Here is a 16,943-nt window from a genome sequence, read left to right as displayed (position 1 = left end):
ACTATTTCGCCATGCTTGCTAAAAAATCACGATGAATATGGCTTAAATCAATCAAATCTTGATTTTTGAGCTCCAGCACTTGCCAAATCTCAATAAAGTCTTCTTTTAAATCAATATGATTAGACACTGTTTGGGCCGCTTGCCATTGTTGGTCTGATATCCATAAATAGGTCTGATTAGTTGCTGTATTTACAGCTTGAACTTTACCCTCAGCATTGATACCCAATACTTTTCCTTCTTGCGGTAACGTTGCCTCAATTTTGGGAAGGCTGAATTCTACAAAATGTTTAATTTGGCGTAAGCCATAGCCCTTAAAAATTTCTTTTTGAGCGTCAGTCAGTTGCTTATATTTTTGTTCAAGTTCAGGGATCATTGAAAGACCTAATTTTTCTGCAAAATTGAATCAATAGAAATGTATTGAATAAATACGAAACCTAGATATACATGAGAGCATTTTTAAAAACAATTATCTATTCGACTTTTTTCTGTGCTAAATGTGTTTAAGCGCTGTGCATTTTATCAAAAACTAACAGTACTTCTCAGCAGGTCTATTCATTACAAAATACAAAGATCAACGCTTAATAAAGCCTTATATGCAAGGTCAATCTTTTATTTTCGATGCAGCAGCTCTTGGATGCGCTTGATCATAGACTTGTGCCAGATGATCAAAATCGACATGGGTATAAATCTGTGTCGTGGTTAAATTGCTATGTCCTAGCATTTCTTGCACTGCACGCAGATCTCCACTATTGGATAACATATGGCTTGCAAAACAGTGGCGCAATAAATGTGGGTGTAAATCAACATTTACCCCTGCACGTAGTGCTTGATATTTGACTCGATTTTCAATCTGACGTGGGGTAATACTTGTGCCGCGTTGGGTAATAAATACCAAAGACTCAGGGCTAAACTCCCCCTGCCAGATTCGATAAATTTTTAACCATTCAATCAGACTCTCTCTCGCTTTAGACCCAAAAGGTACAATTCGAGTTTTATTCCCCTTACCCGTGATACGCAATAAATGGCGGGTAAAATCAATATCCCGTATGGTTAAACTTTGCACTTCCGCCAAGCGTAAGCCACTGGAATAGAGCAATTCCAAAATAGCTTTATCTCGTAACCACAACTGCTTTTCTCCAGGCTTTTCAGGCTCGGGCTGATCCATAATCTGATTGACCGTTTCAATATCAATCATCCCTGGTAATGGTCGAGCTTGCCGCTTTATCTGAAAATCATCAGCTGCATTGATTTCTAAATAACCACCCTGTTTAGCCCACTTCATAAACTGACGAATTGAAGTTAAATGCCGTTGTAAACTACTGGTTGAAAGCTGATCTTTTTCGACACGATAAGCCACATACTCTCTTAAATCAGTAGCTTCGACTTGTTTTAACTCCATCTGCTTGTCATAGCAAAAGTCAATAAAGTTAGCCACATCTCGGAAATAAGCTTCTAAGGTATGTACCGATTGATTCTGTATTTTCCGATCCTTAATCCACATCGAGAGCAATTGCATTGCACCGTATTGCATAAGCTCTCCTTTGATCAAAATAGCAAATGATATAACCTGATTGAAAAATATCAGTCTTGTAAAACTGTATACACCACACCATTAATGACTTCTGCCATCTTATTTAAATTGAGTTTTTCAACAGTATCGTCTTGGGTATGATAATGCTTATTTCTAAAAAAAGCCGTATCTGTGATCATAATAGCAGGTATATCGAAACGCCAATAATTCAAATGATCTGAGAAATCCACGCCTTGTACAAATGATGGCGCTATCAATCTTTGACAATCAAGGCGTTTTAACGCTTTCATGGCATCACAATATTTTTCACCCAATCCACGTGAAGTGAAATTACTCACTGCGCCAATAAAATTTCCATGTTTGGGATAAAACAGAGCTAATCCGGATGGATAATCCTGAACATTTTTATGGTCAAAATATCCAATCATTTCCAAAATATACACCGCTTGAATTTGATCTTTTTGTTTTAAAATGGATTGTGCGTGAATATAACTCCCCATATGTTCAGTACGGAAATACGGAGGTTCTTCCAAAGTATAAAAGACAAAATCAACATTCTGTTTAAGACTGGCTTTATTGACTGCCAAAATTCGCGCTGTCTCAATCAGCCCCACCACACCAGAAGCATTATCATCAGCACCTTTGAAATTCCCATAAACATCATAATGGGCACCAAGAATCACTTTTTTGGCGTGCCCCATTTGTAAGTGACATATTACATTTCGATAAGTTTTGCCTTTGACTTGATAAGGCTGGTATTCACAAGGAATCGCAAACTGTTCAAGTTGTTGTTTAATGAAAGCCGCAACTCGATCGAGCTCTTGAATATTTTGATAATTTCGAAACGCTTGTGGGTGAATCACTTGTTGTAAATAACTGTTTAAACGATCAGGTTCAGCTTGCTGATCATAGCGTTGTTCTGCGGCTACACTCCATGTTGAAAGCACACAGCTGAGCAATATAATGAAAAGATAATTTAAATTTAAAAAATTTGGATAACCTATTTGCATGTATAAATCCAATTTAAAAGCGTGTTGGTATAGCTATAATTTAAAAAAACAGCAGTTAGACATTCAGTTCTTGTTGTACGCCTGAGAATAACCAATATCGCGCTATAATGATGCAATTACCACGTTAGAAATTGTTAATATGAAAATCCGTATTCTGACCATTGGTCAAAAAATGCCTGCTTGGGTATTAACTGGTTTTGAAGATTACTTCAAAAGAATCCAACCTTTTGTACAGACGCAAATTATTGAACTCCCGATGGCAAAGCGTGGCAAAAATGATTCAGAAGCAGATATTTTAAAATATCGCCAAATTGAGGGTGATAGTATTCTCAGCCAACTGAAACACAATGAAGTATTGATTGCACTTGAAGTAGGCGGACGTGAATTTAGTACTGAAAAGCTGGCTGAAACCATGAAAGGCTGGATGCTTGAAGGTAATGATGTTGCACTGGCCATTGGCGGACCAGATGGGCATTCTGAAGCCGTGCGAAAAGCTGCTGCTTGGCACTGGTCACTGTCAAAACTAACTCTGCCCCATCCATTGGTTCGGGTTATGCTGATTGAACAACTTTATCGTGCGATGAGTATTAATCATAATCATCCGTATCATCGTGCAGGCTAGTCATGTAATTGGGCAAAAGTTGCATTGATGAAACAGTCTGTTGAAATAAAAGGCTTATTGAGAGCATACATTTTAGCTAGAATGGGCAATTCACGCTGTATTTAATGATCATTTAGGCACAAAGATATGAACTTACAAACACTCCCAGGTTTATTCATTTCACATGGCTCTCCCATGCTTGCGCTAGATCCTGAACAAGTCGGTCCTGCTCTACATCGTCTTGGTCTAAATTTGCCAAAACCACAAGCCATCGTGGTGATGTCTGCCCATTGGGAAAGTGAGGCTTTAGAAGTCAATACAGGTGTACGCCCTGAAACATGGCATGACTTTCGTGGTTTTCCTCAAGCGCTGTATGAGATTCGCTATCCCGCACCAGGAAATCCTGAATTAGCGGAAGAAATTTTGCATCTCTTGGCTGAAGCACATCTTCCTGCACATGCAAATAGTACTCGACCACGTGATCATGGCGTATGGATGCCTTTATTACATATGTACCCTGAGGCAGATATTCCAGTCATTGAAATTTCTTTACCTATGAATATGCATGCTGATCAAATCTACCAAATTGGTCAAGCACTTGCCCCACTCCGTGAAAAACAAATTTTATTGATTGGTTCAGGTAGCATCACTCACAATTTAAGAGAATTGTCATGGAACGGCAAAGATGAGAATGTCCCGGAATGGGCATCTACATTTAGAAATTATGTGGTGAGCAAACTCAATCATAGTAATTATGATGCTGTATTGGAATGGGATAGCATTCCTTATCTACAGAAGAATCACCCAACACTTGAACACTTTGCACCTCTGTTCTTTGCAATGGGCACTGGTCACCGCTTTAGTATTGTCCACAGTAGTTTTTCAATGGGTGCGCTAGGTATGGATATTTATCGTTTTGACTAAAGAACCTAATTGATCAAAATTTAGTTGGAATAATAAAAATTTGTTAATTATTGTTTAACTTTTAGTTATATGGATACATATTGAAACCGAATTAATAAATTGTATCCATATCTTTTAGTGTTTCATGGTTTATCCTATGCATAGTTTTTTAAAACGTGAATAGAATATGAAATTCAAATATTTAGCATTAGCTGTACTTCCTTTAGCCCTCGCGGCTTGCCAATCTGGCGATATTCAAAAATTGGGTGATACCGCAGTGAAAGTATTACAACAACAAGGTAATGCAGAGCAAACATTAAATGCTTATCAATGGTCTTATCAACCAGCAGATACCAAGCAACCCATCGTACTTAACTTTGCAGACCAACGTTTAAATGTTGCAACTGGCTGTAACCGACTAATGACAAGTGCTAAAGTTGAGAATGGTTTATTAGTAACAGGAAATATCGCCTCAACAAACATGATGTGTTCCCCTGAATTAATGAAACAGGAAAGTTTTGCTGCGGCATTGTTCCAATCGAATAAAACAGCATTTGTACTTGATACAGCAAATACTGAAAACCCAACGCTTACCTTGGTAAATGCGACAGGCGGTAAAGTTGTATTTACTGGTAAAATGACACCTGAAACTAAATACCAAAGCCAAGGTGAAACAATTTTCTTAGAAATCAGCCCAGAAACCAAAGAATGTTCTGCTGGTGTAAGAAAAATGCAGTGCTTACAAGTACGCGAAATCAAATATGCTGATAATGGTGTAAAAACGCAAGTAGATAAAGATTGGACATATTTCTATGACGATATCGAAGGCTTTACTCATAGCCCTGCTGAACGTCAAGTGGTTCGTGTAAAACGTTATGAAATTAAAAACCCAGCGGCTGATCAGTCTAAATACGCTTATGTCCAAGACATGATTATCGAACGTGAAACTTTAAAATAATTGTATAGAAAAGCTGAAGTTCAACTTCAGCTTTTCATTTTAGCTACTTATATAAACATATAGATTTAATTCAGCTTCATGCTTTTTCAACCAGATAATCAAAACATTTCTACCTTAAGGTCTACCTTTTAATTTTAATCGATGCAAAGCCCCAAACACTGCACAATAGTTAAATAACAGTGAATTTAAACACTCAATAATAGAAACTTAAGCAATCAATAGTCATTGCATGAAAGCACATTTTTAATTTAGGAAGATCGATAAAGGTAAAACTATGAATCACAAATCAAGCATTTTACTGCTCTTACCGTTGCTCGTCATAGCATGTAGCGAAGAATCTACAACTCAAAAAGTTCCGACGCCTGCACATATAGAGACCCAAATTTCAAATACAACAGTTCAACCACAAATTATTTTTTTAGAAGTCAGTCCTGAAATTCGACCCTGTACTGGTGTTGCACCACAAACCTGTTTTTTAGTCCGTGAATTGACAATAAGCGAAACTGGTCAAAAAAATTATAGCGAAAAAGAAGCGAGTTATTTTTATGATTCTATTGACGGCTTTACCCATAATTCAAAGTCTTATCAAATTATTAAGGTCAAGCGCACAGAAATTGTCAATCCGGCCGCTGATCAGTCTCAATACCAATATGAGCTCGATTCAGTTGTTGAAACGATTCCTAAAAAATAAGCTTGTCACTGTTTTAATTGCTCAGAAAAAACCGATGCAAAAGCATCGGTTTTAAGTTCAAAATCAAACAGAAATTAGAACACGCCTTGCGCCAACATTGCATCTGCAACTTTTACAAAACCAGCAATATTTGCACCATTTACATAGTTCACTGTGCCATCTGCTTGAGTACCATACTTCACACAGTTACGGTGAATTTCTTTCATAATCGCATGTAAGCGCTCATCCACTTCTTCAAATGTCCACCCCAAACGAATCGAATTTTGTGACATTTCAAGGCCAGAGGTGGCAACACCACCTGCATTAGACGCTTTACCTGGCGCATAAAGAATTTTTGCTTCTACAAATTTTTCTACAGCTTCTAGTGTTGAAGGCATATTGGCACCTTCAGCAACACAGATTACACCATTGGCAAGAAGTACATCTGCATCTTCTTCATTTAATTCATTTTGAGTTGCACATGGCAATGCAATATCACACTGAATTGACCAAGGGCGTTGACCTTCTAAATATTCAAAACCGTGTTTTGAAGCAAATTCAGAAATACGTCCACGTTTTACGTTCTTAAGTTCCATCACTTCGGCAAGAAGCTCATTGGTAAAGCCATTTTTTACATGTACCGTGCCATTTGAGTCAGACAATGAAACCACTTTCGCGCCTAAATAAATAGCTTTTTCTGCAGCAAACTGCGCAACGTTGCCCGAACCTGAAATCACCACAGTTTTATCTTTAAAGCTTTCACCGCGAGTTTTTAGCATTTCTTCAGCAAAATAAACTGTACCAAAACCAGTTGCTTCTGGGCGAGCCAAAGAACCACCAAATGATGAACCTTTACCCGTAAATACACACGAAGTGTCGTTACTGAGCTTTTTCATCATACCCGCCATGTAACCCACTTCACGGCCACCCACACCAATATCCCCTGCTGGAATATCAGTATTTGAACCTAGATGTCGGTATAGTTCGATGATTAATGCTTGGCAAAAACGCATGATCTCACCGTCTGACTTGCCTTTCGGATCAAAATCAGAACCACCTTTACCGCCACCCATTGGTAGTGTAGTCAAAGCATTTTTAAACGTTTGCTCAAAACCTAAAAATTTTAAAATAGAAAGGTTTACAGATGGGTGAAACCGCATGCCGCCTTTAAATGGACCAATAGCAGAATTATATTGAACACGAAAAGCACGGTTAACTTGAGTTTGGCCCTTGTCATCTACCCATGAAACCCGGAATTGAATCGCTCGTTCTGGCTCAACAAGACGTTCAAGCAAACCGTGCTCAGCATACTCTGGGTTTTTCTCAATAAATGGCCACAAACTGGTCATAACTTCTTCCACAGCTTGTAAAAACTCTGGTTGATTTGGATCACGTGCTTTAACGTAATTTAAAAAGTCATTCAGGCTATTATATTTCAACGCTCATTCCTCAGCAGAAAATGATACAAAAAAGGTCAACCCTTTTAATAAAATGATAAATTTTGGCGCAAAGTATTTAATCCCTTTTGTATATAATCCACAACCTTTTTTCAAATGTTTTTTCAAATAATATTTAAATTCAATATGATAATTTCTAATCAACCCCAAATAAAATGTCAATTTGTTGGCGTTTTTAAACAAAAATTATTCAATATTTTGATCTAAATTAGCGCATTTTTAGCGCCAAATTAGAGCAAAGATTTTCACTGTAAAACATGCTAAAATTGCAAAATATTCTTCGCTTTTACCAAGTATTTGTTCATTTTTCTTTAAAGTTTTATTCACATGAATTCATCGCTTTCCTTCATTCAGCAAATAGATGCTATTTTGCCACAAACACAATGTGGACTCTGTGGTCACCGTGATGGGTGTCTACCTTATGCAAAATCTATTGTAGAAAAAGGTGAAGCAGCCAATAAATGTGTGCCAGGTGGGCAACCTGTTGCAGATGCGCTTGCTGATATACTCAATCGCAATAAACTCGTTGCTGAACCAAGTGTCTGGCCAATTCAAAGCGATGGCCGCCCACAACGCATGAAAGCTATTATTCGTGAAGATGAATGTATCGGTTGCACCAAATGCATCAGTGCTTGCCCTGTAGATGCCATTATTGGTTCTGGTAAACTAATGCATACCATACTTACAGATTTATGCACTGGGTGTGAACTATGTATTGCTCCTTGCCCAGTAGATTGCATCGATTTAGTTGAAGACATCCAGCCTATTCCAAATGACGAACAACGTTTCTTAGAACAAAATGACTTACGTGGTCGTTACTATGCCCATATTCAACGTGAAGAAAAGCTACGCATCCATCGTAAAGGCCCTGTGGTTCGTGCAGAAATTGACACTGAACTCTTTGCACAAATAACACAGCAAAGTCAGGCTTTACCTACAATTGAAATCAACCAACCCATAATAAAAAATCCAATTGTTACAGATGCTAAAACCACCATTCAATTGGCTAAGTTGCGAACTCAAATTAAAAAATTAGAGAAACAATTGAGTGTTCGAGCAGATGAAAATAAGCAACATCAATTAAATGAATTGATTCAACAGTTATCTGTTTTGCAAGAGGATGCATCATGACTGTAAAGAATATGACCAAAAAGCAGATTCAGATTTTCTTTGAAAGATTACGCGAGCAACGCCCAAATCCGAAAACAGAACTCAATTACTCAAACCCATTTGAGTTGCTTGTTGCTGTTACTTTATCGGCTCAAGCCACAGATATAAGTGTCAACAAAGCCACTGATAAGTTATTTCCTGTCGCCAATACCCCTGAACAGATTTATGCATTGGGTGTAGACGGTTTAAAACAATATATTAAAACCATTGGTTTATATAATGCCAAAGCTGAAAATGTGATTAAAGCCTGTAAAATTCTGATTGAGAAGCACAATAGCCAAGTTCCAGATAATCGTGCTGATTTAGAGGCTTTACCCGGTGTAGGACGCAAAACTGCCAATGTTGTGCTGAATACCGCCTTTGGTCAGCCTACAATGGCTGTAGATACGCATATCTTCCGAGTTGGCAATCGTACTGGACTTGCTGTAGGAAAAAATGTACTTGAGGTCGAGCATCGTCTAATCAAAATGATTCCAAAAGAATTTATTATAGACTCGCATCATTGGTTAATTTTACATGGGCGATATTGCTGTATTGCACGGAAACCGAAATGCCATGAATGTATTGTGTCAGATGTTTGTAATTGGCCTGATAAATATGAATTTGGCGCTGTACGCGAAGTCAAAACAAAGTAGCGAATAAACGAGAGATTTTAGCAAAGCATAATCATCATTTAATTAAAATCAGGCTTTGTCATTTTCCTGAGGAAGCTATTTTCCGAAGAAACAGCTAGCATCTTAAAATAGTTCTCAATCAAATCTGACTTAACACCTCTAAGGGCACCCAGCCAGACTGATCATCAGATAATCTGCTACACCAAATCCAGCCATTTAGTTGTTCTTCTCCAACCAATAGATCGCCATGATCTACATTGAGTTCTTTCGCTGTGTAATCTGCTATTGCATGGCGCCTTGATGCTTATTGATCCATTCAATGATTTGAGTAGCACCCCCCTCTAATCCATTGTCAACTGTGCAGAAATACCAATTGTCCCAATTCTCCGAGCCTTGATACTTTTCGCCTATGTTCAGCAAAGTCCCCTTTGAAAAATGAATAGGCTCTAAATATTCGCTAAGATGTGCTGTTAGGCAATCAATTTCATTTAGACAGTCTTCATATAATATGAATGCTGTGAATTTAACATGTAGATGGATAAACAAAATACTTAGAATTAATTGCTTACACATCTCAATCATAAAAATTCATCCGTTAAATTCATTAATTTGGAAGAATGAAGCGCGATGATAGATAAGGATGAATTTATCCTCAGCATTCATCTCCCTAATTATTTTACTTTTTATTTTCCAAATCTTTCTTTAACTTTTCAAGCCGTTTCCACTCTTCAGCCACCTGTGGATGCACTTGGTAATTACCTGATTTTCTCATTTCACGGCGTTGCTGAAGCTCTTCTTTTTGTGCTTTGCGTAGTAATTTAAAGCTCATATACAATAAGCCCAAAAGAAGCAATATACTCAAAATGACCAAGGCAATTAATACAAACTTCACTCTCTACGCCACTCTTGCAAAAAAAAGAGACCTAATATGAATCAGGTCTCTGTTATTGTCAAAGCTTAAAAAAATGCTTTGAATGCGGTCTTATTTATCTAAAATCGCAAATAAATCTTTTTGGACATCTTCTATTGGACGTAAACCGTTCAATTTATTATAAGTCGGTGCATTTTCCCCAGAAGCTGCACGCCCTTGATAGAAACCAACAAGCTGTTCAGTTTCATTATGATAAGAGCCTAAACGCTTACGAATCGTTGCTTCTTCGTCATCTGGACGTTGCACAAGATCTTCGCCAGTTTCATCATCTTTACCTTCCACTTTCGGTGGGTTATAAATCGTGTGATAAACGCGACCAGATGCTGGGTGCTGACGACGACCAGAAAGACGTTTTACGATTTCTTCGTCTGGCACTTCAATTTCGATCACATGGTCAATGCTAATCCCTTCGTTCTCTAAAGCCTCAGCTTGAGGAATCGTACGTGGGAAACCATCGAAAATACAACCATTTACACAATCAGGTTGTGCAATACGTTCTTTCACTAAACCGATAATAAGCTCATCAGATACTAAACCACCTGATTCCATTACACTTTTAGCTTTAAGACCTAATTCAGTACCTTCACGAATTGCAGCACGGAGCATATCACCGGTTGAAATTTGTGGGACATTGTAGCGCTTACAGATCAACTGAGCTTGTGTACCTTTACCTGCTCCAGGTGGTCCGAGTAATATAATGCGCATAAAAAAACATCCTCATTTAAAACAATATGTATGATACCGTTTGCCATGACAAATTAAAACTTATCATCGTAATGGCATCAAATTTATAAGAAAGCCACAAATAAATGTATTAGACCAGCAAAAAATCCAGTCACACCACCGAGTACTATCAAAATCCATTCGTCTTCCTGAAATGCAGGACGTAACAAGTTTTGAAACTCTTTTGGGGTTAACTCTCTGATCCGCTCTTTAAACATCTGAAAAATTTTCTGTGCACGGCTCGCATTAAACGCAGGGTCGCAAACAGGCACCATCGTAATTTCAATTGACCGATCAATCAAGTCTGTCTTGAGTTTTGCATACTCTTTTAGTCCTAAAGACAATTGTAAAGAGGTACGAACCAATGGAGTTTCCATAATTTCGTTAATATGACGCTTTACAATACGACGGGTTTTTTCTTTCTTAGGACCGTACATCATTTCAGTCATGATTGACTTTAATGTAATCAAATCTTCAGTGACGACACTTGCAAAAACATCTGACACTTCTTCTTGGCGTTTCATAAACGCACCTTGAACATTATAAGTGCCAATTCTTGGAATAACAGGTTTAATCCATGGAAATTTTCGATCTTTTGTCCGTTCAAAAAATTGTGGATAGCGTACATAATGTGGCTCTACAGGATTGAAAACCATCCAGATTGCAATCCAGTTGGTTAAAAAGCCCCAGACTGCAGCAAAGAAAGGTACAGTCCAATGTTGAGGAACAAATACATAGACAAACATTTGAAAAATACCAAAGAAACTGCCAATGACCGCACTAATATGCCAAATAAAGTTAATTTCTTTTTGTCCAACTTTTAAAAACATACGGACCATCAAACGGCGATCGCCTTCCATTTGAGTTACGACCATATCTCGCATGTTGACCAGTGACTCGACATTCATAGTCAGCTCGGTCACGAGTTCTCTTAAAACACCCGGCAATTGTTTATGCGCTTGACCATAAATTCGCCGTTTAATCGAATAAGGTAGGTTTTCCCACAAAACAGCATTACGATCTAACATCACCTCATCAATCAAATGCTCAAGTTCGAAACCGACTTGTTCACCGATAATCCGAGCCATATCTTCAGGGTCCATTGCATCTAAAAACTCACGCAAAGAACCTAGTTTGGATAATGTATTGTCTGTAATAATTCCTGAAATTCGCCCAGCTTTACGTGGCACAATCCCTTGCCATCCTACAGGTAAGGGACCAATATGAAATCCCCAAAACGTGATTGGATAAAATACCATTTTCAGTGCCATCCAAACGTGCGCCCACGTTACAAAGGCCGTCACTGGGATGATACTTAAAATGGCAAGATGATCAGGTCGAGCTGTAAAAGCGTGCCACAAACCATTAACGTATTCCAACATGCATGACTCTCGTATTTATTTCTATTTGCGGTCGAAGGATATAGATAAAATCATAAAACTTTAGAACCCGACACTTAAGGTATAAGCAAATTGTATTTGTGGACGAGTCTCTAGGATCATATCTCCATTTTTATTATGAAGTTCACTACCTGCACCCATCCCCACACTAAATGTACTTATACGCTCTTTATTCAATAAAACATAAGATAAATCGGCACCACCACCATATTGGACTTCATCACTTCCGTCCACTTTTTTGCTTTTAAGTGTTCCGCCATAGACCCCTACATAGAAGCCATTTTTATCTTTACCATTTAATACTACAGGAATTCTATAACCGACTTGGCCTGCAAACTCATGGTCACCATTATAAAAAACACCTAATTTAGTATAGGCAATTCCATAAGGATTTACCCATTCACCATTTGCATGGACCATCTGTTGTGTTACACCCGCACCGATATTCCATTTAGAAGCATCTTCAGGCTTAAACTTTGCCTCTGGTAAAATTCCCTTCATATCTGGCAAATAATCTTTAACATCAGCGTGCGCGAAACTTCCGACAGCAACCAATATTAATAAGGGAAAGATTATTTTCATTATTTTCTCCATTATCCCTAATCTTAACTTAGGTCGAATATATTTATCCTTAAGGCTCGACTTTAACAGAATTATTTTAGCACTCATATACAAAACACTATAAATTTAATGTCGCTAAGGTCAAATCCATATAGGGGCTATTGACATTTTGCCTAGCTTTACAATGATGCGTATTTTTCAAATGAAATGTAAACGGTCTCATCTAAGAAACAAAATCAATTACAGTTTTTAGTTAAAATATATTTTGATGACTTATTTGTGTTTTTTAATTTTTAAGACGCAATCTAGGGTAAAATGTTTGACCCCTAAATTCACCCATCTTTAAGTACTAAAGCCGACGACGTATGAAGCAGCAGTTTCCTCTAAAAAATGTCCAACAAGAAAAACGCATCTTCCGTGGTCGTGTCTTTTTTGCGATTGGTATTGTTTCATTTTTTATGTGCCTTCTAGTTGCACGCTATGCTTATCTGCAAATTTTTCATCATCAAGAGTTTAGTGAAGCGTCAGATAAAAACCGAATTCGACTACAACCTATAGCACCAGCACGTGGCTATATTTATGATCGTAATGGGATTTTACTTGCAGATAACTACCCTGTTTTTACCGCAACATTGAGCAAAGCCGATGTCGAAGATATAGATGACACTGTTAAGCGCTTGATTCCAATTTTAAATCTCAATCAAGAAGATATCGACCGTTTTAATAGCCGCATTAAAACCTCTAAAAAAACAGAACGTGTTACCTTAAAGCTAAATCTAACAGAACAAGATATTGCTCGCTTTAGTGAAATAAAGTTTCAATTTCCAGGTGTTGATATTGAAACTCAAATGACTCGCTATTATCCACATGGTGAATTGTTTGCTCATGTGGTGGGTTATGTTGGTCGTATTAACGATAAAGAACTTAAAGCAATTGATAAAGATAGTTACGCTGGCACAAACCTAATCGGGAAAATTGGTGTAGAAAAATCTTATGAGGAATTACTTCATGGCGTTCCTGGTTATGAATCGATTGAAGCTGATGCACATGGTAATGTGTTACGCCATTTAGGTCGTAAAGAGTCAACCAGAGGCAATGATTTATATCTTTCATTGGATTATGGTTTGCAAACTATTGCAGCAGAACAACTTAAAGATCGTCGTGGTGCAATCGTCGCAATTGACCCACGCACTGGTGAAATATTAGCGCTTGTTTCCAGCCCAAGTTTCAACCCGAACTTATTTGTGACAGGTATTGGGCATGCGGACTATACTGCTTTACGTGACAACTTAGACCAACCACTCTATAACCGCGCTGTTCAAGGGACTTACCCTCCCGGTTCTACCATCAAACCAATGGAAGGCTTAGGTGGCATCCATTTTAAAACTGTGGATTGGGGAACTACAATTTCCGATCCTGGTTATTTCCATTTACCTGGTGATTCACATAAATTCCGTGACTGGAAAAAAACTGGGCATGGCGCTGTCAATTTACATAAATCTATAGTGGTTTCTTGTGATACTTACTTCTATATCTTGTCTTACCAGATGGGTATAGATCGAATGAATGAATGGATGCGTCAATTTGGTTTCGGTGAAAAAACGGGTGTAGATTTACCAAGCGAAAGTACAGGTTTATATCCAAGTCCTGAATGGAAGATGCGTACTCGTAAGAGTAAATGGCTCAAAGGTGAAACCATTTCTGTCAGTATTGGTCAAGGTGCATTTACTGCCACTCCATTACAGTTAGCTATGGCAACGGCAATTACGGCCAACCATGGTGCGCATGTCACCCCACACGTATTACGTGAATCTAAAGGGGCGAAAAAGCATGAAGTACTCAATGCCCCGACAGGAAAAATCAACTTTAGTGGTACGGATGACGACTGGGTCAAAATGCGCGATGCAATGGTTGATGTTATTCAAACTGGTACAGGCCGAGGTATCCGTACACCGATGTACCAAATCGCAGGTAAAACAGGTACAGCACAGGTGAAGAGTATTGCGCAAGGCAAACGCTATAACGAAGCTGCACTGACATCAAGACAATTAGACCACGGTTTATTTGTTGGTTTTGCACCTGCTGAAAATCCTGAAATTGCCATTGCCGTGATTTGGGAAAATGGTAAGCATGGTGGTTCTGCTGCCAAAATTGCTCGTCCTGTATTTGATTACTGGTTGCTAACTCGCAAAAAGAATCCAATTGTACCGCTTAATCATCAAGTCAGTGGGGGCTTAATGACAGCCGGCATCAAACCGGGTGAACTGCCAAGTGGTGATGTTTCCCTTGCAGCAGATCCAAATGCCTTGCCTAAACCGAAGCCAAATACGCAGACCAATACGGCTACCCAAAACCGTATACCAACTCAAGGTCATAGTACGACTTCGACGCAACCCACTCCTCCACCTGTACCTGAGGCTGATATCAGTGAATAATAAAGTGAAAAACCAATTACGTATTATTGGTGGAGAATGGAAACGTCGAGTTCTTCCTTTTGCTGATATCGATGGTTTACGTCCCACACCTGATCGAGTACGTGAAACATTGTTTAACTGGCTCATGTGGGATATTCAAAATGCCAAAGTCTTAGATCTTTGTGCTGGTTCAGGTGCTTTAGGATTTGAAGCACTTTCACGTGGTGCAAGGCACGTGATCATGATTGAACCCAATGCCACGCAAGCTAAATTTTTAAAAGACAATATTCAGTTGCTCAAAGCTGATAACTGTCAGCTAAAAACACAAACAGCACAACAAGCCTTATCCAATTTAAATGAACAGTTTGATTTAATGTTTTTAGATCCACCCTATAGTTTAAATTTATGGGATGAACTGGCTCAAAAAGCGGATCAATACTTATCTAATCAAGCATTGATTTATGTAGAAGCAGATCGTGGCTTAAATCAACTGAATTTACCCTCAACATGGCAATTACAGAAACAAACCAAAGCTGGTGTAGTACAAGCAGGTTTATTTAAAAAAATAATATAGGGTCTGTAGACATTTCATAAATGACTTGCGTTGTAGGTTAAAATTGAGCATGAGACGTATACGTCGTAAAGCAGGAAACGAAGAGAATAGCGAGACTATTTTCGAGTTTCATAACGTAGGCTGAGATAATTTTAGCCACAACCCTGAGCAAGAACAAAGCACTGCTTTGTTTGCAGCGCAAGGCGCAGTGGGGACTAGAGTAGTTTTTACCGCTACGTCGTTACCTTTCGAAACGATGTTTCTCATCATTTAGAATGATTAAGTTTAATAGTTCTTGCCTTGTATCATCCAAAAACCACTTGTAGTCGCAAACGTAGACGAATTGTCAACAGACCCTAATTACTTCATTCATATATTTTCAAACAACAAGATAGAAAAAAATGGGCATACATTGCCCATTTTTATATTTAAGATAAAGAATTAACGTCCTTTCCAATTCCAGTCACGATCATTGCGATCTCGGTCATAACGATGTCGATCACCATCACGATGCTGATCCCTGCGATGATCCGAATCATGTCGCTGATCATAACGACCATGACCACCTCGATGACCATCATCAAATGGTGCAACAATACAGCCGGTTAATGAAATAGCAACTACACCCAACACAATAACTTTGTTTAACATGATGACTCACCTCTTCATCTCATTTTGTTTAAGTTAGTCTTTTAATGTGTAGTGCTAAACAAGCTTATGTTTCAAGTTGTAGTATTTCCAACATGATTTCTTCATGGTAATAAAAATGATCGATAAAATATTTATTGTTAATAAGTCAGCGTTCTAATCCAAAACAGACGCAATAATTGCCCACGATCATAAGGAAAACTAGAGATGTATTCATAACCCACTTTGTTTAAAGCATTGATTTTAAATTCAATGCCATAACCAAAAGAAAGATAAAGCTCACTTGATGCAGGATTATCATTTGAAGGATTGAGCAATGATGTCTTTAATTGTTGTACATTGTAAGCAGTATAATTGAACACCCGAATACGCTCATTTTCATAAAATTTATTGGTTAAAATTGAATAATCTGCCAATTCATGCTCATGCTGTTCTGCTAGCTTTTTTTGCAATTGGTCTTGTTCAAAAAAAATATCATTTCGCTCAATGCTCATTTTAGTATCACTTAGGCTATTTTCTTGATTTTCAATTTTAAATAATTGCTCATCTTGCAATTGATCTGGTTGTCCTAATAATTCATCTTGATATTCCACAAGTTGATTTTGTGCCTCTTCTACCATAAGTTCCAGATCATCAAAAGCATAAACATTTGAATTTATGAAAAATATAAAAATGACCATTAAATTGAGCGGGTAAATAGATCGCATGTTTTGCCTAATCAATTCATGATTTTTATCGGAGTTATACCAATCATAAAACAAGATGGTTGTCTCCTCTGTTTGTTTATAAGTCACTTAAA

General features: G+C 38.0%; 18 protein-coding genes. 8 read left to right on the top strand and 10 right to left on the bottom strand.

Annotated elements, in window-relative coordinates; all coding sequences use genetic code 11:
- Nucleotide 1: 1 nt before the first annotated feature.
- The 3 genes from ACG9ZL_RS06140 to ACG9ZL_RS06130 all read right to left on the bottom strand — a co-directional run bounded on the left by ACG9ZL_RS06140 (nt 2) and on the right by ACG9ZL_RS06130 (nt 2,541).
- Nucleotides 2-373: a hypothetical protein gene (locus ACG9ZL_RS06140; RefSeq protein WP_004717237.1), complete on the bottom strand. Its 372-nt coding sequence runs from the start codon at nt 371-373 to the stop codon at nt 2-4.
- A 228-nt stretch (nt 374-601) separates the two neighbouring features.
- Nucleotides 602-1,501, bottom strand: coding sequence for a tyrosine recombinase XerC (locus tag ACG9ZL_RS06135; RefSeq protein ID WP_419359510.1), 900 nt, complete (start codon nt 1,499-1,501; stop codon nt 602-604).
- 80 nt (nt 1,502-1,581) lie between these two features.
- On the bottom strand, nt 1,582-2,541 hold the full coding sequence (locus tag ACG9ZL_RS06130; protein ID WP_419359430.1) for a M28 family peptidase: 960 nt from the start codon (nt 2,539-2,541) through the stop codon (nt 1,582-1,584).
- Between the two features lie 139 nt (nt 2,542-2,680).
- On the opposite strand from ACG9ZL_RS06130, the gene rlmH reads away from it, so the two are divergent.
- From rlmH to ACG9ZL_RS06110, 4 genes are all read left to right on the top strand, one after another.
- Nucleotides 2,681-3,163, top strand: a complete 483-nt coding sequence (rlmH, locus tag ACG9ZL_RS06125) for a 23S rRNA (pseudouridine(1915)-N(3))-methyltransferase RlmH (RefSeq protein WP_336951776.1) — start codon at nt 2,681-2,683, stop codon at nt 3,161-3,163.
- 126 nt (nt 3,164-3,289) lie between these two features.
- Complete coding sequence (locus ACG9ZL_RS06120) at nt 3,290-4,066, top strand: dioxygenase family protein (protein WP_004717246.1); 777 nt, start codon at nt 3,290-3,292, stop codon at nt 4,064-4,066.
- A 166-nt stretch (nt 4,067-4,232) separates the two neighbouring features.
- Nucleotides 4,233-5,003 carry a DUF4377 domain-containing protein gene (locus tag ACG9ZL_RS06115; protein ID WP_336951777.1) on the top strand — a complete coding sequence of 257 codons (771 nt, stop codon included), beginning with the start codon at nt 4,233-4,235 and terminating at the stop codon, nt 5,001-5,003.
- 274 nt (nt 5,004-5,277) lie between these two features.
- Nucleotides 5,278-5,694 carry a DUF4377 domain-containing protein gene (locus ACG9ZL_RS06110; protein WP_336951778.1) on the top strand — a complete coding sequence of 139 codons (417 nt, stop codon included), beginning with the start codon at nt 5,278-5,280 and terminating at the stop codon, nt 5,692-5,694.
- Nucleotides 5,695-5,768: 74 nt separating this feature from the next.
- Here the strand turns inward: ACG9ZL_RS06110 and gdhA are convergent, their stop codons facing one another.
- Nucleotides 5,769-7,112, bottom strand: a complete 1,344-nt coding sequence (gene gdhA, locus ACG9ZL_RS06105) for an NADP-specific glutamate dehydrogenase (protein WP_336951779.1) — start codon at nt 7,110-7,112, stop codon at nt 5,769-5,771.
- 345 nt (nt 7,113-7,457) lie between these two features.
- On the opposite strand from gdhA, the gene ACG9ZL_RS06100 reads away from it, so the two are divergent.
- Nucleotides 7,458-8,261 (top strand): RnfABCDGE type electron transport complex subunit B, encoded by an 804-nt coding sequence (locus ACG9ZL_RS06100; protein WP_336951780.1) that lies wholly within the window; start codon nt 7,458-7,460, stop codon nt 8,259-8,261.
- Nucleotides 8,258-8,935, top strand: coding sequence for an endonuclease III (gene nth, locus ACG9ZL_RS06095; RefSeq protein ID WP_419359427.1), 678 nt, complete (start codon nt 8,258-8,260; stop codon nt 8,933-8,935). The genes ACG9ZL_RS06100 and nth overlap by 4 nt, the downstream gene beginning before the upstream one ends.
- Nucleotides 8,936-9,590: 655 nt before the next feature.
- Here nth and ACG9ZL_RS06090 read toward each other — a convergent pair.
- The 4 genes from ACG9ZL_RS06090 to ACG9ZL_RS06075 form a co-directional block, all read right to left on the bottom strand.
- Entirely contained in the window at nt 9,591-9,806 is a 216-nt protein-coding gene (locus tag ACG9ZL_RS06090) for a hypothetical protein (RefSeq protein ID WP_004823188.1), read from the bottom strand.
- A 90-nt stretch (nt 9,807-9,896) separates the two neighbouring features.
- Nucleotides 9,897-10,550 (bottom strand): adenylate kinase, encoded by a 654-nt coding sequence (gene adk, locus ACG9ZL_RS06085; RefSeq protein WP_004717260.1) that lies wholly within the window; start codon nt 10,548-10,550, stop codon nt 9,897-9,899.
- A gap of 83 nt (nt 10,551-10,633) precedes the next feature.
- Entirely contained in the window at nt 10,634-11,950 is a 1,317-nt protein-coding gene (locus ACG9ZL_RS06080) for a DUF445 domain-containing protein (protein WP_004717262.1), read from the bottom strand.
- Between the two features lie 60 nt (nt 11,951-12,010).
- The gene (locus ACG9ZL_RS06075; RefSeq protein ID WP_419359425.1) at nt 12,011-12,550 is read right to left on the bottom strand and encodes a hypothetical protein; all 540 of its coding nucleotides are present in this window, start codon (nt 12,548-12,550) and stop codon (nt 12,011-12,013) included.
- A 344-nt stretch (nt 12,551-12,894) separates the two neighbouring features.
- Here ACG9ZL_RS06075 and mrdA point away from each other — a divergent pair, with 344 nt between their 5' ends.
- Nucleotides 12,895-14,964 carry a penicillin-binding protein 2 gene (gene mrdA, locus ACG9ZL_RS06070; protein WP_336951783.1) on the top strand — a complete coding sequence of 690 codons (2,070 nt, stop codon included), beginning with the start codon at nt 12,895-12,897 and terminating at the stop codon, nt 14,962-14,964.
- 4 nt (nt 14,965-14,968) lie between these two features.
- A complete protein-coding gene (rsmD, locus tag ACG9ZL_RS06065; protein WP_419359508.1) occupies nt 14,969-15,517 on the top strand; it encodes a 16S rRNA (guanine(966)-N(2))-methyltransferase RsmD in 549 nt (182 codons plus the stop codon).
- A gap of 420 nt (nt 15,518-15,937) precedes the next feature.
- On the opposite strand, the gene ACG9ZL_RS06060 is transcribed toward rsmD, so the two are convergent.
- Nucleotides 15,938-16,147, bottom strand: coding sequence for a hypothetical protein (locus tag ACG9ZL_RS06060; RefSeq protein ID WP_336951784.1), 210 nt, complete (start codon nt 16,145-16,147; stop codon nt 15,938-15,940).
- Nucleotides 16,148-16,284: 137 nt separating this feature from the next.
- Nucleotides 16,285-16,938, bottom strand: a complete 654-nt coding sequence (locus ACG9ZL_RS06055) for a hypothetical protein (protein WP_419359423.1) — start codon at nt 16,936-16,938, stop codon at nt 16,285-16,287.
- Nucleotides 16,939-16,943: the final 5 nt, after the last annotated feature.

The sequence above is a fragment of the Acinetobacter legionensis genome, assembly GCF_048551735.1.
Lineage (GTDB): Bacteria > Pseudomonadota > Gammaproteobacteria > Pseudomonadales > Moraxellaceae > Acinetobacter.
Note: the sequence above shows the minus strand (reverse complement) of the source record. Positions and strands in the feature narration are given on the sequence as shown.